This window comes from Pseudomonas sp. Z1-12, assembly GCF_051132015.1.
In the GTDB taxonomy this organism is placed as follows: Bacteria; Pseudomonadota; Gammaproteobacteria; order Pseudomonadales; family Pseudomonadaceae; genus Aquipseudomonas; species Aquipseudomonas zanjanensis.
In genome coordinates, this window is the sequence record NZ_CP071647.1 from 2,464,625 (window position 1) to 2,491,562 (window position 26,938).

24 protein-coding genes and 2 riboswitches are annotated in these 26,938 nt (G+C 63.4%); of the genes, 18 read left to right on the forward strand and 6 right to left on the reverse strand.

Annotated features, from left to right (window positions below; genetic code table 11):
• Window positions 1-148 precede the first annotated feature (148 nt).
• Window positions 149-2,440 carry a fatty acid cis/trans isomerase gene (locus tag J3P85_RS10960; RefSeq protein WP_434705796.1) on the forward strand — a complete coding sequence of 764 codons (2,292 nt, stop codon included), beginning with the start codon at window positions 149-151 and terminating at the stop codon, window positions 2,438-2,440.
• Between the two features lie 115 nt (window positions 2,441-2,555).
• Entirely contained in the window at window positions 2,556-3,140 is a 585-nt protein-coding gene (gene nfuA / locus J3P85_RS10965) for a Fe-S biogenesis protein NfuA (RefSeq protein WP_003182850.1), read from the forward strand.
• 366 nt (window positions 3,141-3,506) lie between these two features.
• Here the strand turns inward: nfuA and cobM are convergent, their stop codons facing one another.
• The 4 genes from cobM to J3P85_RS10985 form a co-directional block, all read right to left on the reverse strand.
• Window positions 3,507-4,253 carry a precorrin-4 C(11)-methyltransferase gene (gene cobM / locus J3P85_RS10970; RefSeq protein ID WP_434705797.1) on the reverse strand — a complete coding sequence of 249 codons (747 nt, stop codon included), beginning with the start codon at window positions 4,251-4,253 and terminating at the stop codon, window positions 3,507-3,509.
• Window positions 4,254-4,331: 78 nt separating this feature from the next.
• The gene (locus tag J3P85_RS10975; RefSeq protein ID WP_434705798.1) at window positions 4,332-4,739 is read right to left on the reverse strand and encodes a cobalamin biosynthesis protein; all 408 of its coding nucleotides are present in this window, start codon (window positions 4,737-4,739) and stop codon (window positions 4,332-4,334) included.
• A complete protein-coding gene (locus J3P85_RS10980; RefSeq protein WP_434705799.1) occupies window positions 4,736-5,431 on the reverse strand; it encodes a CbtA family protein in 696 nt (231 codons plus the stop codon). The genes J3P85_RS10975 and J3P85_RS10980 overlap by 4 nt, the downstream gene beginning before the upstream one ends.
• 11 nt (window positions 5,432-5,442) lie before the next feature.
• Window positions 5,443-5,631 carry a CbtB domain-containing protein gene (locus tag J3P85_RS10985; RefSeq protein WP_434705800.1) on the reverse strand — a complete coding sequence of 63 codons (189 nt, stop codon included), beginning with the start codon at window positions 5,629-5,631 and terminating at the stop codon, window positions 5,443-5,445.
• 101 nt (window positions 5,632-5,732) lie between these two features.
• Window positions 5,733-5,956, reverse strand: a riboswitch (cobalamin riboswitch).
• Window positions 5,957-6,154: 198 nt separating this feature from the next.
• Window positions 6,155-6,369: riboswitch (cobalamin riboswitch) on the forward strand.
• Window positions 6,370-6,465: 96 nt separating this feature from the next.
• Between J3P85_RS10985 and cobW the strand changes: the two genes are divergently transcribed.
• From cobW to J3P85_RS11060, 15 genes are all read left to right on the forward strand, one after another.
• On the forward strand, window positions 6,466-7,530 hold the full coding sequence (gene cobW, locus J3P85_RS10990; RefSeq protein ID WP_434705802.1) for a cobalamin biosynthesis protein CobW: 1,065 nt from the start codon (window positions 6,466-6,468) through the stop codon (window positions 7,528-7,530).
• Window positions 7,531-7,533: 3 nt separating this feature from the next.
• Window positions 7,534-11,307: a cobaltochelatase subunit CobN gene (gene cobN, locus J3P85_RS10995; protein ID WP_434705803.1), complete on the forward strand. Its 3,774-nt coding sequence runs from the start codon at window positions 7,534-7,536 to the stop codon at window positions 11,305-11,307.
• Window positions 11,308-11,480: 173 nt separating this feature from the next.
• Window positions 11,481-12,485, forward strand: coding sequence for an ATP-binding protein (locus tag J3P85_RS11000; protein WP_434706350.1), 1,005 nt, complete (start codon window positions 11,481-11,483; stop codon window positions 12,483-12,485).
• Window positions 12,486-12,586: 101 nt separating this feature from the next.
• On the forward strand, window positions 12,587-13,144 hold the full coding sequence (locus J3P85_RS11005; RefSeq protein WP_434706351.1) for a vWA domain-containing protein: 558 nt from the start codon (window positions 12,587-12,589) through the stop codon (window positions 13,142-13,144).
• Window positions 13,145-13,343: 199 nt separating this feature from the next.
• Window positions 13,344-14,990, forward strand: a complete 1,647-nt coding sequence (locus J3P85_RS11010) for a phospholipase D-like domain-containing protein (protein ID WP_434705804.1) — start codon at window positions 13,344-13,346, stop codon at window positions 14,988-14,990.
• Window positions 14,991-15,056: 66 nt separating this feature from the next.
• On the forward strand, window positions 15,057-15,305 hold the full coding sequence (locus J3P85_RS11015; RefSeq protein WP_024616638.1) for a type II toxin-antitoxin system Phd/YefM family antitoxin: 249 nt from the start codon (window positions 15,057-15,059) through the stop codon (window positions 15,303-15,305).
• Window positions 15,295-15,579: a type II toxin-antitoxin system RelE family toxin gene (locus tag J3P85_RS11020; RefSeq protein ID WP_186729016.1), complete on the forward strand. Its 285-nt coding sequence runs from the start codon at window positions 15,295-15,297 to the stop codon at window positions 15,577-15,579. Before J3P85_RS11015 ends, J3P85_RS11020 begins: the two co-directional genes overlap by 11 nt.
• A 412-nt stretch (window positions 15,580-15,991) precedes the next feature.
• Window positions 15,992-16,840 (forward strand): transporter substrate-binding domain-containing protein, encoded by an 849-nt coding sequence (locus J3P85_RS11025; protein ID WP_207961909.1) that lies wholly within the window; start codon window positions 15,992-15,994, stop codon window positions 16,838-16,840.
• A 54-nt stretch (window positions 16,841-16,894) separates the two neighbouring features.
• Window positions 16,895-17,557, forward strand: a complete 663-nt coding sequence (locus tag J3P85_RS11030) for an amino acid ABC transporter permease (RefSeq protein WP_434705805.1) — start codon at window positions 16,895-16,897, stop codon at window positions 17,555-17,557.
• Window positions 17,558-17,566: 9 nt separating this feature from the next.
• Window positions 17,567-18,229 carry an amino acid ABC transporter permease gene (locus tag J3P85_RS11035; protein WP_053121514.1) on the forward strand — a complete coding sequence of 221 codons (663 nt, stop codon included), beginning with the start codon at window positions 17,567-17,569 and terminating at the stop codon, window positions 18,227-18,229.
• Window positions 18,226-19,032 carry an amino acid ABC transporter ATP-binding protein gene (locus J3P85_RS11040; protein ID WP_434705806.1) on the forward strand — a complete coding sequence of 269 codons (807 nt, stop codon included), beginning with the start codon at window positions 18,226-18,228 and terminating at the stop codon, window positions 19,030-19,032. Before J3P85_RS11035 ends, J3P85_RS11040 begins: the two co-directional genes overlap by 4 nt.
• Before the next feature lie 37 nt (window positions 19,033-19,069).
• On the forward strand, window positions 19,070-19,459 hold the full coding sequence (locus tag J3P85_RS11045; RefSeq protein ID WP_186706691.1) for a RidA family protein: 390 nt from the start codon (window positions 19,070-19,072) through the stop codon (window positions 19,457-19,459).
• 165 nt (window positions 19,460-19,624) lie between these two features.
• A complete protein-coding gene (locus J3P85_RS11050; RefSeq protein ID WP_434705807.1) occupies window positions 19,625-20,389 on the forward strand; it encodes an IclR family transcriptional regulator in 765 nt (254 codons plus the stop codon).
• A gap of 40 nt (window positions 20,390-20,429) precedes the next feature.
• On the forward strand, window positions 20,430-21,647 hold the full coding sequence (locus J3P85_RS11055; protein ID WP_434705808.1) for an amino acid deaminase: 1,218 nt from the start codon (window positions 20,430-20,432) through the stop codon (window positions 21,645-21,647).
• A 60-nt stretch (window positions 21,648-21,707) separates the two neighbouring features.
• On the forward strand, window positions 21,708-22,625 hold the full coding sequence (locus J3P85_RS11060) for a sugar kinase (RefSeq protein WP_434705809.1): 918 nt from the start codon (window positions 21,708-21,710) through the stop codon (window positions 22,623-22,625).
• Between the two features lie 146 nt (window positions 22,626-22,771).
• Here J3P85_RS11060 and J3P85_RS11065 read toward each other — a convergent pair whose 3' ends face one another.
• Together J3P85_RS11065 and J3P85_RS11070 are read right to left on the reverse strand one after the other, a co-directional pair.
• Window positions 22,772-23,047: a peptidylprolyl isomerase gene (locus tag J3P85_RS11065; RefSeq protein WP_003182808.1), complete on the reverse strand. Its 276-nt coding sequence runs from the start codon at window positions 23,045-23,047 to the stop codon at window positions 22,772-22,774.
• A gap of 48 nt (window positions 23,048-23,095) precedes the next feature.
• Entirely contained in the window at window positions 23,096-25,633 is a 2,538-nt protein-coding gene (locus J3P85_RS11070) for a PAS domain-containing protein (RefSeq protein ID WP_434705811.1), read from the reverse strand.
• 132 nt (window positions 25,634-25,765) lie between these two features.
• On the opposite strand from J3P85_RS11070, the gene J3P85_RS11075 reads away from it, so the two are divergent.
• Window positions 25,766-26,881 (forward strand): PilT/PilU family type 4a pilus ATPase, encoded by a 1,116-nt coding sequence (locus J3P85_RS11075; RefSeq protein WP_434705812.1) that lies wholly within the window; start codon window positions 25,766-25,768, stop codon window positions 26,879-26,881.
• The last annotated feature ends 57 nt before the right edge of the window (window positions 26,882-26,938 follow it).

Consider the following 26,938-nt stretch of genomic DNA (forward strand, 5'->3'; position numbering starts at 1 on the left):
ACCTGGAAAAAAGACCATTACGAAGGCCGGGATGATAGCAAACCTGTGCAGGATTTGATCATGATGGCTTTTGCATGAATATCGCTCATGTTTGCAAGGCGATGCTGGCCCGGTAGAATCGCCGGATTATCTCTTAGGGACCCGAGACATGCCGTACCGCGTCTTATTCGGCAGTCTGTTGCTGCTCTTGTCTTTTACCGCAGCCGCCGGGAATCCCGCTTCCGCGATCTCCTACACCCGCGATATCCAGCCGATCTTCACGGAAAAATGCGTGGCCTGCCATGCCTGCTACGACTCCGCCTGCCAGTTGAACCTGGGCAGTGGCGAGGGCGTGGCGCGGGGGGCGAGCAAGCTGTCGGTGTATGACGGCGAGCGACGCCAGGCGGCCGACCCGACCCGCTTGTTCTATGACGCCTCCGGCCCGCGCGCCTGGCAACGCAAGGGCTTCTATTCAGTGCTCGACGCCCAGGGCAGCCAGGCTGCATTGATGGCGCGCATGCTGGAGTTGGGCCATCGCACGCCGTTACAGCCTAACGCCAAGCTGCCGGAAGAGATCATCCTGGGCCTCAACCGCGACAACAGTTGCGCGATGCCGGGTCAATTCGACGAATACGCCGGTGCCCATCCCAAGGAAGGCATGCCCCTGGCCGTCACCGGCCTGACTGACCAGCAATACCAGACCTTGCAGCGCTGGCTGGCCGCCGGTGCGCCCATCGATCAGCAGGCCCTGGCGCCAAGCGCCGCCGAAGCCTTGCAGGTGGTGCAATGGGAAAACCTGCTCAATGCTCCGGGCGCCCGGGAAAGCCTGGTGGGCCGCTGGTTGTTCGAACATTGGTTCCTGGCGCACATCTATTTCAAGGGCGGCGAGCCGGGGCATTTCTTCCAGTGGGTGCGTTCGCGCACGCCCACGGGCCAGCCGATCGACCTGATCAACACCCGCCGTCCCAACGACGACCCGGGTACCCGCATTTATTACCGGCTCTGGCCGGTACAGGGGGTGATCGTGCACAAGACCCACATCACCTACGGCTTGAGCGCGGCGAAAATGGCGCGCATCAAGAGCCTGTTCTACAGCGGCAACTGGCAGGTCAGCGCGCTGCCGGGTTATGGGCCGGAGCGCCGGGCCAATCCGTTTTCCACCTTCGAAGCGATCCCGGCCCAGGCCCGCTACCAGTTCATGCTCGATAACGCCGAGTACTTCGTGCGCACATTCATTCGCGGGCCGGTGTGCCGTGGCCAGATCGCCACGGATGTGATCCGCGACAATTTCTGGGCGCTGTTCCAGGCCCCCGAGCACGACCTGTACATCACCGACCCGAACTACCGCGGCCAGGCCACGCCGCTATTGGCGATGCCGGGGCAGAACGATGACGTGGGCAGTGTCGTCAGCCTGTGGCTCGACTATCGGGACAAACGTAACGAATACGAAGCCTTGCGCCGCGACAACTATGCCGAGCTGCCGGCACCGAGCTGGTCGACGCTGTGGGCCGGCAACGACAACGCGCTGCTGAGCATTTTCCGGCATTTCGACAGTGCTTCGGTCACCAAGGGGCTGATCGGCGAGGTACCGCAGACAATGTGGCTGTTCGACTTCCCGTTGCTGGAGCGTACCTACTATCAACTGGCGGTGAATTTCGACGTGTTCGGCAACGTGTCCCACCAGGCCCAGACCCGGTTGTATTTCGACTTGATCCGCAATGGCGCGGAACAGAATTTCCTGCGCTTGATGCCCGCTGACTCCCGCGAAGAGTACCTGGACGACTGGTACCAGGACGGTGGCAAAGTCAAGATGTGGCTCGATTACGAGGCCATCGACAATGACAAGCCGACGGCCCTCAAGCTTGACGAGCACGACCCCAAGCGCGATTTCGCCCAGCAATTGCTAGCCCGCTATGGCGAGCTGAACGCGCGCCCCGATCCGCTCAACCGCTGCGACGGAGCCTACTGCTCGCGCCCGAACATCGACCCGACGCTGCAAAACGCCGAGCAGGCCCTCAGTCGGCTGGTGTCGCGCCCGGCGGCGGGGCTCAAGGTGATCGACCAACTGCCGGAAGCGACGATGCTGCGCGTCGAAACCGTTGGCGGTCGGCGTGAGGTCTACAGCCTGCTGCGCAACCGCGCCCACAGCAACGTGGCGTTCCTGCTGGGGGAGGAACGGCGCTACCAACCGGGGCTGGACACGCTGACGGTCTACCCGGGCGTGCTCAGCAGCTATCCGAACTTCCTGTTCAACATTCCGGCCGGGCAAGTGCCGGCGTTCGTAAAAGCCATGCAAGGCGCCCAGGACGCGCCGGCGTTCGAGCGGATTGTCGAGCGCTGGGGGATTCGCCGCAGCCACCCGCAGTTCTGGTACTACTTCCATGATCTGGGCCAGTACATCCAGGAGACGGAGCCCGTGGAAAGCGGTGTGCTGGACATGAATCGCTACCAGAACCTCTGATCGACAGGTCCGGCGGCAAACCCCGTGCCGCCGGATGCTTTCCTGACAAAAATACTAGGACTTTGTCCGGCGCGATGATTGGCGTAAACTGCCGGCAAGCCTGCGAGGAGTTTCCATGACCGCCATAACCATTACCGATGCCGCCCACGATTACCTGGCCGACCTGCTGTCCAAGCAGAACACCCCGGGTATCGGGATCCGCATCTTCATCACCCAGCCCGGCACCCAGTACGCAGAGACGTGCATCGCCTACTGCAAGCCGGGGGAAGAAAAACCCGAAGACACCGCGTTGGGGCTCAAGAGCTTCACCGCGTACATCGACTCGTTCAGCGAAGCTTTCCTGGACGACGCGGTCGTCGACTACGCCACCGACCGCATGGGCGGCCAGCTGACCATCAAGGCGCCGAACGCCAAGGTGCCGATGGTCAATGCCGACAGCCCGGTCAACGAGCGCATCAATTATTACCTGCAAACCGAAATCAACCCGGGGCTGGCCAGCCACGGCGGCCAGGTGTCGCTGATCGACGTGGTGGAAGACGGCATCGCCGTGCTCCAGTTCGGCGGCGGCTGCCAGGGCTGCGGCCAGGCCGACGTGACCTTGAAGGAAGGCATCGAGCGCACCTTGCTCGAGCGCATCCCGGAGCTCAAGGGCGTACGCGACGTGACCGACCATACGCAGAAAGAAAACGCCTACTACTGATAGGTGTTCCCTGCGCGCAAAACGCTGTGGCGAGGGAGCTTGCTCCCGCTCGATTGCGAAGCAATCGCCAGGCAATCGATGCATTCTCGTGATGATGCAGGGGTTGCCAAGGGACCGCTTCGCGGTCCAGCGGGAGCAAGCTCCCTCGCCACAAAAGCTTCGGTGATCGGCGCGTAAACCTGTGGGCACCTGCCGAACCCTGTGGGAGCTGCGGTAACCGTCACTTTTCTTGTCGCTGCAATCCCTGTGGGAGCGAGCTTGCTCGCGAAGGCGTCGGCACATTCGACACCACTGCTGGCTGACCCGCCGCTATCGCGAGCAAGCTCGCTTCCATAGGGGAATCTGGGTTGGCTCTTGCTGAGCGAGTCAGGGCCGGTACAGATGCGCATGCCCGGCGCGGTACAGCGAGGACTCGCTGAACACATCGTTGCCCAGCACCCGTCCCACCAGAATCAGCGCCGTGCGGCGAAAGCCCTTGGCTTGTACCTTTGTCGCGATATCGTCCAACGTCCCCATCACCCAATCCTGATCTGGCCAGGTCGCCCGGTGGATCACCGCAATCGGGCAATCGCCGCCATAGTGGGGTCGCAGTTCGTCGACGATCTTTTCCAGGTGATTGACCCCCAGATGAATCGCCATGGTTGCCCCGTGCTGGGCCAGGCTGCCCAGTTCCTCCCCGGCGGGCATCGGGGACTTGTCGGCGTAACGGGTGAGGATCAGGCTCTGGGAGATGTCCGGCAAGGTCAGTTCGGCGCCCAGCAGGGCGGCGCAGGCTGAGGTCGCGGTTACTCCCGGGATGATTTCGAACGGGATGCCCAGTTCCCGCAAGCAGCGAATCTGCTCGCCGATGGCGCCGTACAAGCTCGGATCGCCGGAGTGTACCCGGGCCACGTCCTGGCCCTTGAGATGGGCGCTCTTGATCAATTCGATGATTTGTTCCAGATGCAGCTCGGCGCTGTTGATCACCTGTTCGGCACAATGGCCTTCGAGGACGGCGGTCGGCACCAGCGAGCCGGCGTAGATGATCACCGCGCACTGGCGGATCAGTCGTTGGCCTTTGACCGTGATGAGGTCCGGGTCGCCGGGGCCGGCGCCGATGAAGTACACGGTCATTGACCGGCTCCTGAGAAAGGTGGGTGAGCGTCGCCCAGATGAGTATCGCTCATGATCCTGGGCGCCGATTATCGGGTTTTACCCCACGACCGCCAATGCCAACGTGCATTGGGGGCCTTTCTGTCGGGGAATCTGCAGTGTTGACGGCGTCGTGGTGCCCAACTGGTCGGCCAAGGCCAGGGCAGCGCTTTCGGCGATACCGTAGCAACCGGTTCGCTCGAAGGCGATCTCGGAACGGTGACTGAGCCGCGGCTCGTACTCGGCCAATTGTTCGGCACTGAAGCAGGTCAGCGGCAAGCCCAACTGCGCGGCCAGTTCCAACAACCCGGGCTCGTCACGCTTGAGGTCGATACTGGCCAGGGCCCGCACCTGGTGAAGCTCGATGCCGTGGGCCAGCAACGTCTGTTCGAGCAAGGCCCGCAGCGTGCTGGCCGGGCAACCGCGCTGGCAGCCCAGGCCGATCACCAGGACCGGCGCGGCGCTCATGCGTCGTGGTGGGCTTGGTCGCCACGGCGAAACAGCCAGGCGCTGATCAGGCCCAGGGCCAGCCAGAACGCGACGTTGGTCACCTGCGAGGCGATCTTGAACTGGCTCTCAAGCGCTTCGGGCGCCAGCATCGAGTGGACTTCCGGTTGCGGTGCGCCGATGACGTGGGGCACCAGTAACGTCGCCGCGCCCAGTACCTTGAGCAGCCAATGCTGGCCGAAGGCGATCAAGGCAATGCCCACCGCCGTGGACGCTGCGGTGCCAATCCACCACATTTGTCGCTGGGCCAGGTCGGCCGCTGCGGTGCCGGGCAACTCCGGGGGCAGGCCGAGGGTCGGTGCCAGGACGAAAGTGGCATAACCGGCCAAGCCCCAGAGCAGGCCTTGGGAGGTGCGAGTCGGTGCGCGCAAGGTGTACAGGCCCGCCAGCATCAGGGCAAAACCCACGGCGACCACCAGGTTACCGCCGGTGGTGGACAGTACCCGCTGCCAACCGTCTTCCGGCTCCCAGGCTTCGGCGTCATGGGTATGGGCGGCCCCGTCGGCGTGTTCGTGGACTTCGGTCGTCGGAGCCTTCTCGAAGGTTTCCGCCTGGAGAATCAACGGCGATACCCAGAAACTCTGCAACAGGGTCAACAGCAGGGCGGCCAGCAAACCGCTGAAACCGGCGGTCTGGGCGATACGCTTGATCATGTCGTCGGTTCTCAATGGCAGGGGAAGGCGGCGCTGTGGCGGGTATCGTGGGCGGCGTTGTGTACCGCTTCGATGTGGGAGAAACCGGTGAAATAGACCAACCCCGCCCCCAGGATCGAAGCCAGGATCGCGACGCTCAGGCGTTGGCTCAGGGTGGTGGTGCTGCTGGTGGAGCGGGCGGTGCTGCTGATGGTCGACATGGCGCTTCCCTCTGTTTTTGTTCCGTGGGGGATGCGAGCGCAATGAGACCCCGGGCGAAAGCCCGCCAAGGTTCGAACAGCGCCCGCCCACCGCGGGTTTGTTGATGCTTGAGTCATGGGCCGGTCTCCGGGCTCACGAGGGGCTGGGCTTGTGCCTGGCCTGCAAGCGTCACCCTTCCCATGTCCGTGGACACAGTGGTTCAGACGCTTCGCTCGCTTACCGTTGCGGGGGCAGCACCGGACTGACGTGGGCTTGGAGTAAAGCACACGATTCACCGGTTTCCCGTTTCACCCTGTGAAGGGCACCCGTAACTAGGCGCACAGGAGAGCATGGGTGGGGTCCAGGCGTCAATTCTCGCAGCGAGTCGCATCCATCGCGAGCAAGCTCGCTCCCACACAGGATCTTCGCCGGGCCCTAAATTTGAGGGCGATGCAGAACCAATGTGGGAGCGAGCTTGCTCGCGATGAGGCCCGTCCATGCACCGCAAAACGCTCTGGCGATTGACCCGCCCCCGCACCCTGCGTAGCCTTGCGCCTTCGAGGTTCTTCGGCATGCGCCGGAGCTAAGAAGGGAACGCGGTCCAAGCCGCGGCTGCCCCCGCAACTGTGAACGGTGAGGTTTCTGCAAGGCCACTGTGCATGCCCTTTTACCAAAGGCGCACGGGAAGGCGCAGCAATTGCCAGTCGAAAGACCGGCCCGCCGTCAGCCAGGAGACCTGCCTCGAAACAGATTCTCACTACAACCGGGCGGGGTGATCCGGTGGCGAAATCTTCCGTGCGCCTGTGCCAGCGGTTGTCGTCCCGTTTGCCCGCCACCTTGCCAAAGGGCATCCGATGAAAACACTGGCCAAACTTCCCGTCACCATCGTCACCGGCTTCCTCGGCTCGGGTAAGACCACCTTGCTGCGGCACATGCTCGACAACGCCCAGGGTCGGCGCATCGCCGTGATCGTCAACGAGTTCGGCGAGCTGGGCATCGACGGCGAGATCCTCAAACAGTGCACCATCGGTTGCACCGAAGAAGAAGCCAGCGGCCGCGTCTACGAACTGGCCAACGGTTGCCTGTGCTGCACGGTGCAGGAAGAATTTTTCCCGGTGATGCGTGAATTGGTGGCCCGGCGTGGCGACCTCGACCACATCCTCATTGAAACCTCTGGCCTGGCCCTGCCCAAGCCACTGGTCCAGGCCTTCCAGTGGCCGGAAATTCGCAGCGCCTGCACCGTCGATGCGGTGATCACCGTAGTGGACAGCCCGGCTGTGGCCGCCGGTACCTTCGCCGCCTTCCCCGACCAGGTCGACGCCATGCGCAAACTCGACCCGAACCTGGATCACGAATCGCCGCTGCACGAATTGTTCGCCGACCAACTGGCCAGCGCCGACCTGGTGATCCTCAACAAGGCCGACCTGATCAGCCCTGAAGACCTGGCCAAGGTGCGCCTGGAAGTCGCCGAAGAACTGCCGCCAGCGGTCAAGGTCATCGAAGCCAGCAGCGGTCGGCTGCCACTGGACGTGCTGATCGGCCTGGGCGCCGGTTCCGAAGAACACATCGACGGTCGCCACAGCCATCACGACCATCACCATGACGGCGACGACGATGACCACGATCATGACGCCTTCGATTCCATTTCCATCGAACTGCCCCAGGCCGACGAAAGCCTGCTGCTGGATGCACTGTCGCAACTGGTGGTCCAGCACGGCGTGCTGCGGGTCAAGGGTTTCGCGGCGATCCCGAACAAGCCGATGCGCCTGTTGATCCAGGGCGTCGGCACGCGTTTCGACAAGCATTTCGACCGTCAGTGGGGCGCCGAGGAAGCGCGGGTCACCCGTCTGGTGCTGATCGGCCAGGCTCTGGATGCCGCGCTGCTCGAAGCGCAATTGCGCGCCGCCCTCAGCGCCTAAGCCATGCACCTGCTCAGGACCCAGCCCGGCGGTTTCGTGTCGGATGACAACATTGCCGACCTGGGGCAAACCCCAGCCGAACTGGTGATCCTGTGCAGCGGCGACTCCAGCCTGGCGCTATTGGCCGAAGCGGCGCGGCAGTTGCCGGACGACTACCCGCAGTTTCGCCTCGCCAACCCGATGCAGGTGCAGAACCACGCTTCGGTGGACCTGTATTTCGAAGACGTGCTGCAACACGCCAAGGTCATACTGTTGTCGCTGCACGGCGGCATCGGCTATTGGCGTTACGGCATCGAACGCCTGATGGAACTGGCCGGACGCGGGGTGAAGCTGATCCTGGTGCCGGGGGATGACCGTCCGGACCCGGAGCTCAGTGACCTGAGCAACGTGGCCGTCGAGGACCGTGACCGGCTCTGGCAGTTCTTGCGCCAGGGTGGCCTGGGCAATGCCTTGGACCTGTTTCACAACCTCGGCAGCCAATGGTTCGGCCGCGATTATCCGTGGAGCGAGCCGCAGGCCTTGCCACGCACGGCCATCTATCACCCGACGAAAACCAGCGCCAGCCTCGGCGATTGGCAAGCCGACTGGAGCGCCGGGCAACCGGTGGCGGCGGTGCTGTTTTATCGCTCCCACCTGCAAGCGGCGAACACCGCGTTCATCGACGTGTTCTGCCAGCGCCTGCAAGCGGCGGGGCTCAATCCGCTGCCGATTGCCGTGGCCAGCCTGAAGGAGCCGGCTTGCCTTGCGCGGGTCGAGGACTGGCTGGACGAGGTGGAAGCGGGGGTGATCCTCAACACCACCGGCTTCGCTCAATCCAGCCCCGAAGCTCCGCATTTGCGACCGTTTCGCCGCAATATCCCGGTGATCCAGGCCATTTGCGCCCAGGACAACGAACCCGGCTGGCGTGCCAGCGAGCAGGGCTTGGGGCCACGGGACCTGGCGATGCACATTGCCTTGCCGGAACTGGACGGACGAATCATCAGCCGCCCCATCAGTTTCAAGGACTTGGCCTGGCGCAGCGAACGCAGCCAGAGCGACGTGGTCTGCTACCGCGCCGTGCCCGAGCGCATGGATTTTGTCGCCGCACTGGCCCAGCGCTGGACTACCCTGGCGCGCCTGCCCAATGGGCAAAAGCGGGTGGCGCTGATCCTCGCCAACTACCCGACCCGGGATGGGCTCATCGGCAACGGTGTCGGCCTGGACACCCCGGCGGCGGCGCTGAATATCCTGCGGGCCTTGCAGGCCGAGGGCTATCCACTGCCGGCCGAACTGCCGGCGAGCGGCACTGCGTTGATCCAGCAATTGCTCGGCGGGGTCAGTAACGACCTGGATAGCCTCGACTTGCGCCCCTGTCACCAGAGTCTGGCTCTCGATGCCTACCAATCCCTGTTTGACGCGCTGCCCGAGGCCAATCGCCAAGCGGTGCTGGCGCGCTGGGGCACACCCGAGCAGGACCCGATGTTCCGCGACGGGCGCCTGATGGTCGCCGGCCTGCGCCTGGGCCTGACGTTTGTTGGCATCCAGCCGGCGCGGGGTTATCAGGTCGATCCGAGCGCGGTGTACCACGACCCGGACCTAGTGCCGCCCCACGGTTACCTGGCGTTTTATTTCTGGTTGCGCCACGCCTACGGCGTCCACGCAACGATCCACGTCGGCAAGCACGGCAACCTCGAATGGCTGCCGGGCAAGGGCGTCGGGCTCTCGGAGAACTGCTGGCCGGACGTGCTGCTGGGGCCGCTGCCGAATATCTATCCGTTCATCGTCAACGATCCGGGCGAGGGCGCCCAGGCCAAGCGACGGACCCAGGCGGTGATCATCGACCACTTGATGCCGCCGCTGACCCGGGCCGAAACCTATGGGCCGCTGCGTAACCTCGAGCTGCTGGCCGACGAATACTACGAGGCGCAATTGCTCGATCCGCGCCGCGCCCGGGAGCTGCAGCGGGACATCCTCAACCTGGTGCGCGAGACGCACATCGACCGCGAGCTGCAACTGGATGCCGCCCTGGATAGCAATGCCGACGCGGCGATCTGGCTGCCACGCCTGGACACGTACCTGTGCGACTTGAAGGAGTCGCAGATCCGCGACGGCCTGCACGTTTTTGGCGAGTCGCCCAGCGGGCGGCTGCGCATCGATACGTTGCTGGCGTTGCTGCGCATTCCCCGGGGCGACGGCAAAGGCGCCCAGTCGAGCCTGCTGCGAGCGCTGGCGAAGGCGTTCGGGCTGGGTTTCGATCCGCTGGATTGTGCCTTGGCCGAGCCCTGGGCGGGTGAACGCCCCGACGCGTTGCGTCAGGTCAGTACCGAGCCTTGGCGCACCGCTGGTGATACCCGCGAGCGCCTGGAGCTGTTCGCGGCGCAGTTGATCGAGCGGGCGCTGGACGGTGTCGTCGAGCCACTGGAGGGGGTGGGCTGGGAGACGGTTTTCGACATTATTGAAAACCTGCGGTCCGTCGTGGCCCCGCGCCTGGACGCCTGCGGCCCGGCGGAAATGCGTGGCCTGCTCGATGCCCTGGGCGGGCGCTTCGTGCCGGCCGGCCCCAGCGGCGCGCCGAGCCGCGGGCGTCTGGACGTGTTGCCCACAGGTCGCAACTTTTTCTCGGTGGACGTGCGCAACCTGCCCACCACCACGGCGTGGCGCATCGGTTTCCAGTCGGCGAACCTGATCCTTGAACGGCACTTGCAGGACCACGGCGATCACCTGCGCCAGCTCGGCCTGTCGGTGTGGGGCACCGCCACGATGCGCACTGGCGGTGACGACATCGCCCAGGCCATGGCGTTGATGGGCGTGCGTCCGGTGTGGGCCACCGGCAGCCAGCGGGTCGATGATTTCGAGATCCTGCCGTTGAGCCTGCTGGACCGGCCCCGGGTCGATGTCACGTTGCGGGTGTCCGGGTTCTTCCGGGATGCCTTTGCCAACCTGATCCGCTTGTTCGACGCCGCCGTGCAGGCCGTCGCCGCCCTCGATGAGCCGGACGACATGAACCCCTTGGCGGCCAAGGTGCGCAGCGAGCGCGAAGCCTTGCAGGCGTCGGGTTTTGAGCCGCAAGCCGCGGCGCGCCAGGCCGGCTGGCGGATTTTCGGGGCCAAGCCCGGTGCCTATGGCGCGGGCGTGCAGGGTGCGATTGACGGTCGTTTGTGGCAGAGCCGCGAGGACCTGGCCGAGGTGTACCTGAACTGGGGCGGCTACGCCTACGGTGCCAGCGATGAAGGCACCGCCGCCCGGGAGCAGTTCTCCCGGCGCTTGAGCCAGGTGCAGGCGGTGTTGCAGAACCAGGACAACCGCGAGCACGACCTGCTCGACTCCAATGATTACTACCAATTCCAAGGCGGCATGCTGGCGGCGGTCGAGACCCTCAGTGGCGATGCGGCGGCCAGTTACCATGGCGATCACAGCCAGCCGGACTTGCCCAGGATCCGTACCCTGAAGGAAGAGCTCAACCGGGTCATCCGCTCCCGCGCGGCCAATCCGAAGTGGATCGACGGCGTGAAGCGGCACGGCTACAAAGGCGCGTTCGAACTGGCGGCGACGGTGGACAACCTGTTTGCCTTCGATGCCACAACGCATTTGATCGATGACCATCAGTACGCCTTGCTGGCCGATGCCTACCTGCTCGATCCGGACACCCGGGATTTCGTTCGCCAGCACAACCCCGACGCCCTGCGGGACATGACCGAGCGCATGCTCGAAGCGCAGCAGCGAGGGATGTGGCAGGCACCGGGGGCGTATCGCGAGGCGCTGGAGAACTTGTTGTTGGACATAGAAGAAGATGGCTGAAATGAGGACCACAGACCAGCCCTTGTGGTGAGGGAGCTTGCTCCCGCTGGGCTGCGCAGCAGCCCCCGGAACCTGAGGTCCCAGTGCCCTTTCAGAATGACGACTGCCGCGCAGTCGAGCGGGAGCAAGCTCCCTCGCCACAGGGACTCTCTCACATGCATGAGACATTCAACATGACCCACACCCCCCATTTCCCACTCTCCGCCGTGGTCGGCGCCGATGACTTGAAACTGGCCCTGTGCCTGGCCGCCATCGACCCGAAAATCGGCGGTGTGCTGATCGAAGGTCCGCGGGGCATGGCCAAGTCCACATTGGCCCGGGGCCTGGCGGATCTGCTGGCCAGCGGTCAGTTCGTCACCTTGCCCCTCGGTGCGACCGAAGAGCGGCTGGTGGGCACCCTGGACCTGGACGCGGCGTTGGGGGAGGGGCGCGCGCAGTTTTCTCCCGGCGTATTGGCCAAGGCCGACGGTGGCGTACTGTATGTCGATGAAGTGAACCTGCTGCCCGATCACCTGGTGGATCTGCTGCTTGATGTGGCCGCCAGCGGCACCAACCTGATCGAGCGTGACGGCATTTCCCATCGGCACTCGGCGCGCTTTGTCCTGATCGGCACCATGAACCCGGAAGAGGGCGAGCTGCGTCCGCAATTGCTCGACCGTTTCGGCCTGAACGTCGCGCTCGATGGTCACACCGCACCGGCCGAGCGCGGCCAGATCATCCGGCGGCGGTTGGATTTCGACAGCGATCCGGTGGCGTTCTGCGCAGAGTGGGAAACGGCTCAACAGCAGTTGCGCGAACGCTGCCAACAGGCGCGCGAGCGCTTGGCCGGAATCGCCCTCGATGATGCGGCGCTGGCGCAGATCACCGAACGTTGTTTTGCCGCTGGGGTCGATGGCTTGCGCGCCGACCTGGTCTGGCTGCGGGCGGCCCGGGCCCATGCCGCCTGGCGCGGCGCCGCGGCGATTGCCGATGAAGACATCGATGCCGTCGCCGAGTTTGCCTTGCGGCATCGGCGGCGCGGGCATTCGGCACCGGCACCGGCGCCGTCCCAGGCACCGACGGGGGCGGAAAAAACCACTGAACCCAACGAAGGCCAGGGCCAGTGGGGCGACCTGCCAGCGCGGGCATTGCCGACCGGGTCCCGGCGCGATGTGCCGAGCTGGCCAAAAAAGCCCTAGGCATTCGCCCCCGTTCGCCGGCGGGGGCGAATGCCAGACCCCGCGCCGGAAGTCTCGACCAGGGCCGTCAGGGCCGGAGCAAAGCGGCGGCCAGTGGCGCGGTGAACTGGCCGGGGACGTTGCTCAACGGCCGACCACGCCGACATGAAGATTTGCGTTGGCACGATCGCTATCGGTCTCCCCATGAGCTGTGGCTGGTCATCGTCGATGCGTCGGCCTCGACCCGGCGTCATCGCGCCTTGAGTGACGGCAAAGGCCTGTTGGCGCAATTGTTCGACGACGCCTACCGACAACGCGCCCGCTTGGCGCTGCTGACAGCCAGCGGCACGCAACCGAACTGGCAGGTGCAGGGGCTAAAGGCCTCGGCCGGTCTGCGCGACTGGCTCGATGGCCTGGGTGCAGGGGGCGGAACGCCGTTGCTGGCGGCGATGAACGAGGCCGGCCGCTGGCTGGTGGCGCGGCGCAAGCGCTACCCGGCGGAGCAGCAACGGGTGCTGGTAATGACCGACGGACGCGTCAAGGAAGGGCTTTCACCGCCGGCCCTCGATTGCCCGTGCCTGTTGATTGACATTGAAAGAGGCCCGATTCGCCTGGGCCGGGCCCGGCAGTTGGCGGGGTTGTTGGGGGCTGAGTATCGGCATATCGATGAGGCCGATTGAAATGTGCTGTGACTGTCAGGGCCCTATCGCGAGCAAGCTCGCTCCCACAGGGGGCCGAGGTGTTCATCATTCATGTGTTCACAGCGAAACCCATGTGGGAGCGAGCTTGCTCGCGATGGCATCCTCTTGGTTCCAATGACCTGCCCAGCGAACCCGCATCACTGCACTATGCTCAGCCAGCCCCTCACAGGAGTGAACCATGCGCGTACTCGTCACCAATCCCCAGGACGATTTTCGGGTCAAGGCTTATGCCGGCACCAACGGCGTGCTGCTTGCCATGGACCTGGCTGAACACCGGCGCCAGGGCTTGCTGGGCTTTGCCATCGAGAAGCAGCAGGGCAACAAGCCCTGGCTGTTCCTGTTCAACAGCCTGACCTTCCCCGACAAGGCCCATACCTTTCCCCAGTTCCACGCCACCCCCAGCGACAAGGCGCCCCTGCAGAAATTTCGCTGGGCCGACTACGCCGTCAACCCCGGCGTGACGATCCATTACCGTGTGCACCTGGCCTATGGCAGCCCCGAGGCACCGCAGTTGGGCGAATCCCTGGACGTCACCGTCACCAGCGACGACGGGCAACCGACCAACCAGCGCGTGATTTTCAACCGTGCCGTGGCCGCCAGCCAGGCGTTCCAGCGCAAGTTTCCGGAACTGGACGCGCTGATCGACGCCAACAAGCACCTGTCCATCGACGACTGGCCCGATGCCCCGCGTCGCTGGCTGGAAAACGGTTTGCTGGGGCGCTTGATCGGTTTCATCGACCGGGCGCTGGATGCCAGCTGGGCCTTGGACGTCGCTATCTATGAATACGAATTGCCGGTGATCGTCGATGCGGTGACCGCCGCTCACGCTCGCGGCGCCCGGGTGCGAGTGCTGTATCACGCCGAGCCCGGGGACGACACCACGGCACGCAACGAAGCCAGCCTGGAGAGCATGCCGGCGGCCAACAAACGTGGGCGGATCACCCACAATATTTTCCACAACAAGTTCATTGTGCTGAGCAAGGTGCAGGGCAGCGGTTCATTGCAACCCGAGGCCGTGCTATGCGGCAGCACCAATTTCACCGCCAACGGTGTCTACCGCCAGGCCAACGTCGTGCATGTGCTGGACGATCCTCGGATCAGCAGCAGCTACCTCAAGGTGTTCGAGCAAATCTGGGCGACCCCCCAAGATGTCGATGCCACTCGCCAATGGTTGAACCTGAACAACGCCATGGCGCCCCAAGAGGCGTTGTTCGCCGGGTTCTCGCCACGCACCGGGGAGGGCGATCTGGATCGTTTCGTCGACATCATCAAGGGGGCGCGAAAGGACCTGTTGTTCGTCACCGCCTTCGTGTTGCCCGACCGCATCCTCGATGCCTTGCTCGGCGCACCCAATGACGATGTGCTGCGCTACGGCCTGCAAAACACCCGGAGCCGCATCACCGGCTTCCATGCCGACCGCACCGCCGAGTTCGCCGCCACCGCGTTGCTCAACACCGGCCTGGAAGGCTGGCTGCGGGAAAATATGAAAGGTCAGAAGGGCAACCTGCTGGTGCACACCAAGGCCATCGTCACCGACTTCACCAGCGACACGCCGACCATCCTCAGCGGCAGCCACAACCTGAGCGCCGCGGCCAGCAGTGGCAACGACGAGAATTACCTGATCATCCAGGGCGACACCGACCTGGCCGACCGCTACGGGCTGGAACTGCTGCGTTTCTACGAGCACTACCGCTTTCGTTATTTCGCGAAAAAACTCGCCCTCAAGCAGGTCAAGCCGCTGGCAGTGGATGACAGCTGGAGCGATGACTATTACCGCGAGGGGGATTTGCGGATGTTGTCCAGGGTGAGGTTTTGCGGGCGTTAAGCAGTGGCAAGAGATGTTTTAGGGTGCTATTTTTAGCGCCATTAAGAGTACTCAAGGACTCCCGTCATGACACACATCGTGCTTTCTCAAGTGGTAGCCAGCATTTCCGAACTCAAGAAGAATCCGATGGGCACCGTTGCCGCTGGTGGGGGATTGTCCGTAGCGATCCTCAACCGCAACGAGCCGGCTTTTTATTGTGTCCCCGCTCGGGAATATGAAGCCATGATGGATCGGCTTGAAGACATGGAGTTGGTCGCTCTTTGCCGCGAGCGTGAAAATGATCCAACGATCAAGGTTTCTCTTGATGACCTATGAGCTGGAGTTTTCCGATAAAGCATGGAAGGAATGGCAAAAGCTGGGAGCAACACTCAAGGAGCAATTCAAGAAAAAGCTTGAGGAGCGACTGGTAAATCCGCACGTCCAGGCTGACCGACTGCACGGGTTGGGCAACGCTTATAAAATCAAGCTGCGCAATGCAGGCTATCGATTGGTTTACCGGGTAGTAGATGATTTGCTGGTCGTTACGGTGATCGCGGTAGGTAAGCGCGAGCGCGGCCAGGTATATGACGAGGCCGCCAGGCGCCAATAGGTGATGTTTGTCTTCCCAAGAACGCCGCAAAACCATTGTGGGAGCGAGCTTGCTCGCGATGGCGTCAGGTCAGTTGGCATCAACCTTGGCTGATCCACCGCTATCGCGAGCAAGCTCGCTCCCACAGGGTAATCATTCACACATTCCAGAGTGGTTCCGTTTCGGTGCGCCGGGGGCGCCGAGTACCCGGTTTGAGGCCTTGTTACCCGTGCGTCGTGGCCGACGGTAGCAACAGTGTTTGCAGGCAGACGTCACCGTCCGCCCACTTGTTTTTCCCATCTCCCTGATTTCCCTCAATTTCTATTTTTCTCTCCCAGGGCCCTCAAGCCTGTGGCACACTTTCTGCTGTCTATTCCGTTGTTACATACCATGTTCCGGTATAGCGGAATAAACTCACTCTGGAGTGCTTGCCATGCAACGCCGACCTTCCTTGTTCAAAGCGTGTGTTTTTCTCTTCGTGGCCACGACGGCTGCCATGGGGGTCGCTCAGGCGGCCGACAGCAAGCTGGACAGCGTGCTGCAGCGGGGGAAATTGATCGTGGGCACGGGCAGTACCAATGCGCCGTGGCACTTCCAGGGAGCGGATGGCAAGTTGCAGGGCTTCGATATCGACATCGCGCGGATGGTCGCCAAGGGCCTGTTCAACGACCCGGAGAAAGTCGAGTTCGTGGTGCAGTCGTCCGATGCGCGGATTCCCAACCTGCTAACCGACAAGGTCGACATGAGCTGCCAGTTCATCACCGTTACCGCCAGTCGCGCCCAGCAAGTGGCGTTCACCCTGCCGTACTACCGCGAAGGCGTGGGCCTGCTGCTGCCGGCCAACAGCAAGTACAAGGAAATCGAAGACCTCAAGGCGGCGGATGACGACGTTACCGTGGCGGTACTGCAGAACGTGTACGCCGAAGAACTCGTGCACCAGGCATTGCCCAAGGCCAAGGTCGACCAGTACGACAGCGTCGACCTGATGTACCAGGCGGTGAACTCCGGCCGCGCCGATGCCGCCGCCACCGACCAGTCCTCGGTCAAATACCTGATGGTGCAGAACCCAGGGCGCTACCGCAGCCCGGCCTACGCCTGGAGCCCACAAACCTACGCCTGCGCGGTCAAGCGCGGCGACCAGGACTGGCTGAACTTCGTCAACACCACCTTGCATGAGGCCATGACCGGTGTGGAGTTCCCCACCTACGCGGCGTCGTTCAAGCAGTGGTTCGGCGTCGAGCTGCCGTCGCCGGCGATCGGTTTCCCCGTTGAATTCAAATGACCCTGTGAGCCCTGGGCGCCCTTTGTGGGCGCACCGTCGAAGGTAGTGCCGACCATGAATTATCAGTTGAACTTTGCCGCCGTCTGGCGCGATTTCGACACCTTGCTGGCGGGGCTCGGCCTGGGGCTTACCCTGGCGCTGGTGTCGATCGCCATCGGTTGCGTGATCGGCCTGGCGATGGCGTTCGCGCTGCTCAGCAAGCATCGGGTGTTGCGGGTGCTGGCGTCGGTGTATGTCACGGTGATCCGCAATACGCCGATCCTGGTGCTGATCCTGTTGATCTACTTCGCCTTGCCGAGCCTGGGCATTCGCCTGGACAAGCTGCCGTCGTTCGTCATCACGCTCTCGCTGTACGCCGGGGCCTACCTGACCGAAGTGTTTCGCGGCGGGCTGTTGAGCATTCACAAGGGGCAGCGTGAAGCGGGATTGGCCATCGGCCTGGGCGAGTGGCAGGTGAAGGCCTACGTCACCGTGCCGGTGATGCTGCGCAACGTATTGCCGGCCTTGTCGAACAACTTCATCTCGCTGTTCAAGGACACCTCCCTGGCGGCGGCGATTGCCGTGCCGGAGCTGACCTACTACGCCCGCAAGATCAACGTGGAGAGCTACCGGGTGATCGAAACCTGGCTGGTGACCACGGCCCTGTATGTCGCGGCCTGTTACCTCATTGCCATGCTGCTGCGGTATTTCGAGCAGCGCCTGGCGATCCGCCGTTAGGAGTCTCCCATGTACGAATCCCCCAGTTGGTTGCATGAGTTGTGGGTCGCCCGGGACACCCTGTGGGCCGGTTTCCTGACCAGCGTGCAGTGTTCGCTGCTGGCGATTGTGTTGGGCACCTTGATCGGTGTCGTCGCCGGGTTGGCGTTGACGTACGGCCGTGTCTGGATGCGCGCGCCGTTTCGCTTCTACGTCGACCTGATCCGCGGCACGCCGGTGTTCGTGCTGGTGCTGGCCTGCTTCTACATGGCCCCGGCCCTGGGCTGGCAGATCGGCGCGTTCCAGGCCGGCGTGCTGGGCTTGACGCTGTTCTGCGGCTCCCACGTGGCCGAGATCGTGCGCGGTGCCTTGCAGGCATTGCCCCGTGGACAGATGGAAGCGAGCCAGGCCATCGGCCTGACGTTCTACCAGGCGCTGGGTTACGTGCTGTTGCCCCAGGCGTTGCGGCAGATCTTGCCGACCTGGGTCAATTCCTCCACGGAGATCGTCAAGGCCTCGACCTTGCTGTCGGTGATCGGTGTCGCCGAGTTGCTGCTCAGCACCCAGCAGATCATCGCCCGGACCTTCATGACGTTGGAATTTTACCTGTTCGCCGGGTTTCTCTTTTTCATCATCAATTACGCCATCGAATTGCTCGGACGGCACATTGAAAAGCGGGTGGCGTTGCCATGACTGACGTTTCGAAACTCTCCAGTACAAAGCTCTCAAACGCCCAACCGCTGCTGGACATTCGCGGCCTGCGCAAACAATACGGCCCGCTGGAAGTGCTCAAGGGCGTGGACCTGAGCATGCAGCGCGGCAATGTGGTCACGCTGATCGGCTCCAGCGGTTCGGGCAAGACCACATTGCTGCGTTGCGTGAACATGCTGGAAGAATTCCAGGGCGGCCGGATCATGCTCGACGGCGAGTCCATCGGTTATGACGAGGTGGCTGGCAAGCGTGTGCGCCACGCCGAGAAAGTCATCGCCCGCCATCGGGCCATGACCGGCATGGCCTTCCAGCAGTTCAACCTGTTCCCACATCTGACCGCGTTGCAGAACGTCACCCTGGGCCTGCTCAAGGTGAAAAAACTGCACAAGGACGAAGCGGTGGCCCTGGCCGAAAAATGGCTGGAGCGGGTCGGCCTGTTGGAGCGGCGCGACCACTTTCCCGGCCAGTTGTCCGGCGGCCAGCAGCAACGCGTGGCGATTGCCCGGGCGATTGCGATGAACCCCAGCCTGATGCTGTTCGACGAAGTCACCTCGGCCCTGGACCCGGAGCTGGTCGGTGAGGTGCTGAACGTGATCAAGGGCTTGGCCGAAGACGGCATGACCATGCTGCTGGTGACCCACGAAATGCGCTTCGCCTTCGAGGTCTCCGACAAGATCGTGTTCATGAACCAGGGCCGCATCGAAGAACAAGGGCCACCCAAGGAGCTGTTCGAGCGGCCGCAATCGCCGCGTCTGGCGGAATTCCTCAAGAACACCCGTTTTTAATCCATTCAGCTTTCAATCATTCAACAAGGAGATACCCATGAGCATTACGCGTTACGGCACCGGCAGCACCGCAGGCGGCGGCCAGCCCCGGCCCTTCGCCCGCGCCGTGGAGGCCGATGGCTGGCTGCACGTGTCCGGTCAGGTGCCGGCGGTGAACGGCGAGATCATTGTCGGCGGGATCGTCGAGCAGACCCACCAGACCATGAAGAACCTGGTCGCCATTCTCGAAGAGGCCGGCTACGGCCTGGAAGATGTGGTGCGCTGCGGCGTATGGCTGGAGGACCCGCGGGACTTCTGGAGTTTCAACAAAGTGTTCGGCGAATACTTCAACCCCGAACACGCTCCGGCCAGGGCCTGTGTGCAGGCGAGCATGATGGTCGATTGCAAGGTCGAGATCGATTGCATTGCCTACAAGAAAAAAGGCTGAACACGATATTCTGGAAAATTCGCTTCTGTGGCGAGGGAGCTTGCTCCCGCTCGGCTGCGCAGCAGTCGCGAGAAACTGGGCCTGCTGCGCAGGCCAGCGGGAGCAAGCTCCCTCGCCACAGTAAAGATACATGCGACTATGGGTGAAATTTCAGGAACCGAAAACATGACCGAAGACACCATCAAACGCCGGGCCCGGGGATTGGATCGGGCGTTCGATATCCTCGATTTTCTCAAGGAAATCGGCCAGCCGCTGCGCCCGAACGATATTGCCAGCGGCGTCGGCAGCCCCAAGTCCACGGTCTATGAACTGGTGGCGTCGCTGTTGGAGCGACGCATCCTCGAGCCGGTGGGCAAGGACGGTCACGTCTACCTGGGCCGCCAGTTGTATTTCCTCGGCCAGGCGCACCTGCGGCATTTCGACCTGAGCCGCGAGGCCGACCAGGCCTTGCAGGAGATCGTGCGCCAGACCCGGGAAACGGCGCAGATGTGCTTGCTCAACGGACGCAAATACACCGTCGCGCTGATGAAAGAAGGCGAGCGGCATTTCCGCATATCCTCGGACATTGGTGAAAACGCGCCGATCCCATGGACCGCGTCCGGGCGCCTGCTACTGGCGCATCTGAGCGACCAGCAAATCGTCGACTTGATCGACCCCGACGACTTCATCCTGCCGGACGGCGAGCGCCTGCCCCTGGAGCAGTTTCTCAAGGAAATCCGCCAGGCCGGCCTCGATGGTTTTTTCTCCTTCGACAGCGTCGCCGATACCTTCACCCATTGTTTCGCCGCACCGGTCAAAGACCCCGGCGGCGTGGCCATCGCCACCCTGTGCATCGTCGCCCCACGGGCGGACGCCAAGAACAATTACGCCGACTACCGCCGGGTGCTGATCGAAAGCGCCAACAACCTGGCCCGTCGCATCAATGAATAGACAGCAACGGCACTAGCAGCCGTGCGCGAGGAGTTCGAACATGTCATCTGCCATCCTTAATGCCGGCGTCGAGAAGGGCGCTGCCACCGTCGGCGCCCACCTGCTGCGGGACGTCAGCCTGCCAGCGCTGGTGCTGCACCGCGCGGCCCTGGAGCACAACATCCGCTGGATGCAGGATTTCGTCACCCGCAGCGGTGCCGAACTGGCGCCCCACGGCAAGACCAGCATGACCCCCGCGTTGTTTCGCCGACAGTTGGAGGCCGGCGCCTGGGGCCTGACCCTCGCCACCGCCGTGCAGGCCCGTGCCGCCTACGCCCATGGCGTGCGCCGAGTGTTGATGGCCAACCAATTGGTGGGCACGCCAAACATGGCGCTGATTGCCGATCTGCTCGCCGACCCGGCGTTCGAATTCCATTGCATGGTGGATCATCCGGACAACGTCGCTGACCTGGGCGCTTACTTCGCTTCTCGCGGCGTGCGGCTCAATGTGATGATCGAGTACGGCGTGGTCGGTGGCCGGTGTGGCTGCCGGACCGAGGCCGAGGTGCTGGCCCTGGCCGAGGCGATTCGCAGTCAACCGGCACTGGCGTTGGCCGGTATCGAAGGCTACGAAGGGGTGATCCACGGCGACCATGCCATCAGCGGCATCCGCGCGTTCGCAGCCTCCTTGGTACGGCTGGCGGTGCAGTTGCAGGACGGTGGTGCCTTCGCCATCGACAAACCGATCATCACCGCCTCGGGGTCGGCCTGGTACGACCTGATCGCCGAATCCTTCGAAGCCCAGAATGCCCACGGGCGGTTCCTCAGCGTGCTGCGGCCCGGCAGCTACGTGGCCCATGACCATGGCATCTACAAAGAGGCCCAGTGCTGCGTGCTGGAGCGCCGCAGCGACCTGCACGAAGGCCTGCACCCGGCCCTGGAGGTCTGGGCCCATGTGCAATCGCTGCCGGAGCCGGGCTTCGCGGTGATCGCCCTGGGCAAGCGCGACGTCGCCTACGACGCCGGATTACCGGTGCCGCTCAAGCGCTACACGCCCGGATCGGACGCGGTGGTGGGGGATGATGTCAGCGCTTGCAAGGTGACGGCGGTAATGGACCAGCATGCGTTCATGACGGTGGCGGCGGGGGTTGAGCTGCGTGTGGGCGACATCATTTCGTTTGGGACTTCCCACCCGTGCCTGACGTTCGATAAGTGGCGAGTGGGGTGCCTGGTGGATGAGCGGTTGCAGGTAGTCGAGGGCATGGAGACTTGTTTCTGAGGCTTGAGACCGAGTCGCGATAGCGGCCCGCCCGACACCACCGAACCATCAGGAACATCCATGAGCAACTCCAAACCCCGCATCGCCCTGATCGGCGAATGCATGATCGAACTGCAACAACGCGCCGACGGCAGCTTGCTGCAAAGCTTCGGCGGCGACACCCTGAACACCGCCGTGTACCTGTCCCGCGCCTTGGGCGACAGGGGAGCGGTGGATTACGTCACCGCCTTGGGCGACGACAGTTTCAGCGATGCCATGTGTGAGCGCTGGGCCGAAGAAAACATCGGGTTGCAAAGGGTCCAACGCTTGCCTGGACGCCTGCCGGGCCTGTATTGCATCCAGACCGATGCGGCGGGCGAGCGGCGATTCCTCTACTGGCGCAACGAAGCGGCGGTGCGCGAGTGTTTTACCACCCCGGCCGCCGCACCGATCCTGGCCGCATTGCCGGATTACGATGTGCTGTATTTCAGCGGCGTCACCCTGGCGGTGCTCGGGGAGCAGGGGCGGCGCAAACTCATTGAGGCCCTGATCGAGGCACGGCGCCGCGGCGCCCAGGTGGTGTTCGATAACAACTACCGACCACGGCTCTGGGCCTCGGTCGAGGCGGCCCGCCTGGCGTATCGCAGCGTACTGCCTTACGTGGAGCTGGCGCTGTTGACCGTGGATGACGAACAGGCGCTGTTCGGCCATGTCGATGACGAGGCGGTATTCGCTGCGTATGCGCAATTGGGCACGCCGGAAGTGGTGCTCAAGCGCGGTGCCGAGGCCTGTTTGATTCGTTGCGATGGGCAATCTTATGAAGTGCCTGCCGTGCGGGTAGAGCGTGTAGTCGACACCACGGCGGCGGGAGATTCCTTCAGCGCCGCGTACCTGGCGAGCCGCTTGCTGGGCAGCAGCCCGGTGGCAGCGGCCGAGGCGGGGCATCGGTTGGCGAGCCGGGTGATCCAAGTACCGGGGGCGTTGATTCCCAAGGACTGACATCTCCTTGGAAATCAGGCTATGCCTTTGTGGCGAGGGAGCTTGCTCCCGCTCGGCTGCGCAGCAGTCGCAAAAATGGGCCTGCTGCGCAGGCCAGCGGGAGCAAGCTCCCTCGCCACAGGATCGCGTTGTCAGGGCAATTCACTTCAATCCCGGTAGAACACCTGCACCAGGTGATAACCAAACTTGCTCTTGATCGGCCCATGCACCACCCGCAGTGGTTTCTTGAAAATCACCGCATCGATCACCCCGACCATCTGCCCCGGCCGTACTTCGCCCAGGTCACCGCCGCGCTTGCCCGAGGGACAGGTGGAGTATTTCTTGGCCAGCACATCGAAAGCTTCGCCCTTGGCGATGCGTTGCTTGAGCTGTTCGGCTTCTTCGGCGGTTTTCACCAGGATATGGCGGGCTTGGGCTTTCATTGCAGCGGTGACCTGAAGGGTGCGACGGGGCGGCGATTATGCCTCAAGTCAGCCGCCATGGTTGATCATCGTCCGAATCTTGTTGGCCAGCAGATCGAGGGTGAAGGGCTTGGCGACCATGTCCATGCCCTGTTCGAGGAACCCTTGGCGTTCGGCGGCTTTCTGCGCGTAGCCGGTCATGAACAGCACTTTGAGCCCCGGGCGGTGCTGGCGGGCGATTTCCGCCAGTTGCCGGCCATTCATGCCCGGCAGCCCGACGTCGGTCACCAACAGGTCGATGCGTTGCTCCGATTCCAGCAGGGGCAGTGCCATCATGGCGTCCTGGGCCTCGAGTGCGGTGTAGCCCAAGGTCTTCAACAGGTCGAGCACCAGCATGCGCACGGCGGGTTCGTCTTCCACCAGCAATACGGTTTCCCCAGCGATGGCCGGTGGTGCCTCGACCGTCTCCGGCGTGGCGGGTTGTTGGGCCGGCGCAACGTGCAGGCGCGGCAGGTACAGCTGCACCCGCGTGCCCTGGCCCGGCACGCTGTCCAGGTTGAGGTGACCACCGGACTGTTGGGCAAACCCGTAGATCATCGACAAGCCCAGGCCGGTGCCCTGGCCGATGGGCTTGGTGGTGAAGAACGGATCGAAGGCCTTGGCCAGCACGGCGGGGGTCATGCCGCTGCCGTTGTCGCTGACGGCGATCATCACGTAGTCGCCGGCCTTGACCGGTTCCAGGGTGTTGATGTCCGTGCCGTCGAGGTAGACGTTGGCGGTTTCGACGATCAATTCGCCGCCCTCGGGCATCGCATCGCGGGCGTTGATCACCAGGTTGAGCAGGGCGTTTTCCAACTGGCTGGCGTCGGTGCTGACCGGCCACAGCTCATTGGCCAGTTGCAGGCGCAGCACGATGTGATCGCCGGTGGTCCGGCTCAGCAGGTCTTCGAGCGAGCGCACCAGCTCGTTGGCGTCCAGCGGCTTGCGGTCCAGGGATTGGCGACGGGAAAACGCCAGCAACCGATGGGTCAGGGCCGCGGCGCGGTTGGCCGAGGACACCGCCGCTTCGGTGAAGCGGCCGATCTCGGCGGCACGGCCAGCGGCGATGTAGCGTTGCATCAGGTCGAGGCTGCCGAGAATGCCGGTCAGCATGTTGTTGAAGTCATGGGCAATGCCGCCGGTGAGCTGGCCCACGGCTTCCATTTTCTGCGCATGGCGAAGGGCTTCTTCGGCGCGCTCGCGTTCGAACATCTCGCTCTGCAGCCGGTGGTTGGCCTCGGCCAGTTGCTGGGTTCGAGCGATGACTCGTTCCTCCAGCGTTTCGTTGAGGTTGCGCAGGGCTTCCTCGGTTTTCCGGCTCTCGGTTTCGTCGATCACAAAGATGTAGAAGCCGTTCACCGCACCGTCCGCGCCGTGGCGCGGCAGGTAGTTGATCAAGGAATGGCGCGGACGACCGTCGCGATGGTCCGACTGCACGGCAAAGCTGCACGGCTTGCCGGCCAGGGCGTCGGCGATCTGTTGGGCGCGGGCGGCATAGGCCTCATCGCCGAGCACTTCGCGGATGGTCTTGCCGTAGAGCTCCTGCGGAGTCATGCCGTACCAGTCCAAATAGGCGCTGTTGTTCAGCCGGAAACGCTCCTCGCGGTCCACGTAGCTGATGAGAATCGGCATGGCGTTGATGATCAGTTGCAGCTCGGTCTGGCTCTGGCGCAGGGCCTGCTCGGTGCGCTTGCGTTCGGTCAGGTCCAGGGCCGCGCCCAGGAAGCGCTTGGGCCGGCCGTGGCGGTCCTTGTAGCAGCGGCCGCGCACATACACCCAGCGCAACTCATTATCGGGCTGCAGCAGCCGGTACTCCTCGGCGTATTCGGTGCCGTGGGTGATGCAGTGCTTGATACTGCGGGCAACCATCGCCCGGTCTTCGGGATGCACGCCTTCAAGATAGGCGCTGATGGGCAATTGTCGCGACAGGTCCGGATCGACGCCATGCAACAGGGCGAAATGCGCGTCGGCAATAAAGCGGTCCTCGCTGATGTCCCAATCCCAGGTGCCCAGCGCGTCGGCGGCGGCCAAGGCCAGTTGCAGGCGTTCTTCGCTTTCGTGCTGGGCCTTGAGGCTGGCCTCGGAACGCCGCTCGAACTCCATGGCGAGGCGGCGTCGCTCGCTGGTTTCGATGGCGGTGACCAGAATGCCGGCGACGCTGCCGCTTTCGTCACGCACCGGGCTGTAGGTCAGGTCCAGCCAGACATCGCAGAGACGGCCGGCGAAGGGCACACGCCAGCGCTGATCGCGGCAAGTGTGGGTCTGGCCTTGTAACACCCGCTGATAAATCCCTTCGGTCGTGCCTTTGAGTTCGGGCCATGCTGCATGGGTCGGCTGGCCAAACGCCCGAGGGTGTTTGTCACCAGCCAGTCGGCCGAAGGCGTCGTTGTAGAGGTGGGACAGCTGCGCGCCCCACAGCAAGGCCATGGGCATGGGCGAATGGAGCACGATGTCCACGGCGGTGCGCAGGCTCTGCGGCCAGTCCCGGGCGGTGCCCAACGGGGTCTGGGCCCAGTCCACCTGGCTGACCAGGCGTTGTGTATCGCTGCCGGCGGGTGTCGCGTTCATCACGCGCTCCCTGCCTGTCGTGTCTGTACCACGGCGTCTACTATCCTTTGAGGAAGGTAAGTGCGAGTGGGGCTGAAAGATTTCATGTTCGGCTCAGCTTGTTTCATTGATGTCTCGCGGAAGTTTCAGTCCATGGAAATCGATCCGTTGTTGCGAATCCTGGCGAGCCAGAATGGTTCCGACCTTTACATGTCCACGGGTGCGCCGCCATGCGCGCGTTTCGAAGGGGTGATCAAGCCCTTGGCTAACGAGGCCTTCAAGGTCGGCGACATTGCCCGTCTCGCCGAGTCTTTGATGGACGCCGAACAGCGCCTTGAGTTCGATCGGGAACTGGAAATGAACCTGGCGATCTCCCTGGCGGGCGTCGGGCGGTTCCGGGTCAATATCTTCAAGCAGCGCAACGACGTGTCCATGGTGATTCGCAACGTCAAGCTGGATATCCCGCGCTTCGAAGACCTGAAACTGCCCCGGGTGTTGTTGGACACCATCATGCAGAAACAGGGCTTGATGCTGTTCGTCGGTGCGACAGGCTCGGGCAAGTCGACCTCCCTGGCGGCGTTGATCGATTACCGCAATCGCAACAGTAGCGGTCACATCATCACCATCGAGGATCCGGTGGAGTACATCCATCGGCATAAGAAATCCATCATCAATCAACGGGAAGTCGGTGTCGACACCCGCAGTTTTCATGCCGCCCTGAAGAACACGTTGCGCCAGGCACCGGATGTGGTGCTGATCGGCGAGATCCGCGATCGGGAAACCATGGAGCATGCCCTGGCTTTCGCCGACACCGGGCACTTGGTGATTTCCACCTTGCATGCCCATAACGCCAACCAGGCCTTGGACCGGGTGATCAATTTCTTCCCGGAAGAACGCCGGCCGCAGTTATTGAACGACCTGGGCAACAACCTCAAGGCGTTCGTTTCCCAGCGTCTGGTGCGCACCCGCACCGGCCAGCGGCGGGCGGCGGTGGAGGTGATGCTGGGTTCACCGACGGTGGCCGACCTGATCCGGCGCAACGAACTTGGCGAGCTCAAGTCCATCATGGAAAAGTCGGAGGAACTGGGCATGCAGACTTTTGACCAGGCGCTGTTCAACCTGGTAGTCGAAGGGGCCATCGACGAGGAGGAAGCGCTGAAAAATGCCGACTCGGCGAACAACCTGCGGCTGCGTTTGAAGCTGCACAGCGAGTCGGGCGCGGCGGCGCCGGCTGATCCGTCGGCGGGTGAGTGGGGGTTGATGGATTGATCAGGTGATCGTGCACCGCGGGCAATCTCGCTTTTCTGATGCTCAGAGACTGACTAT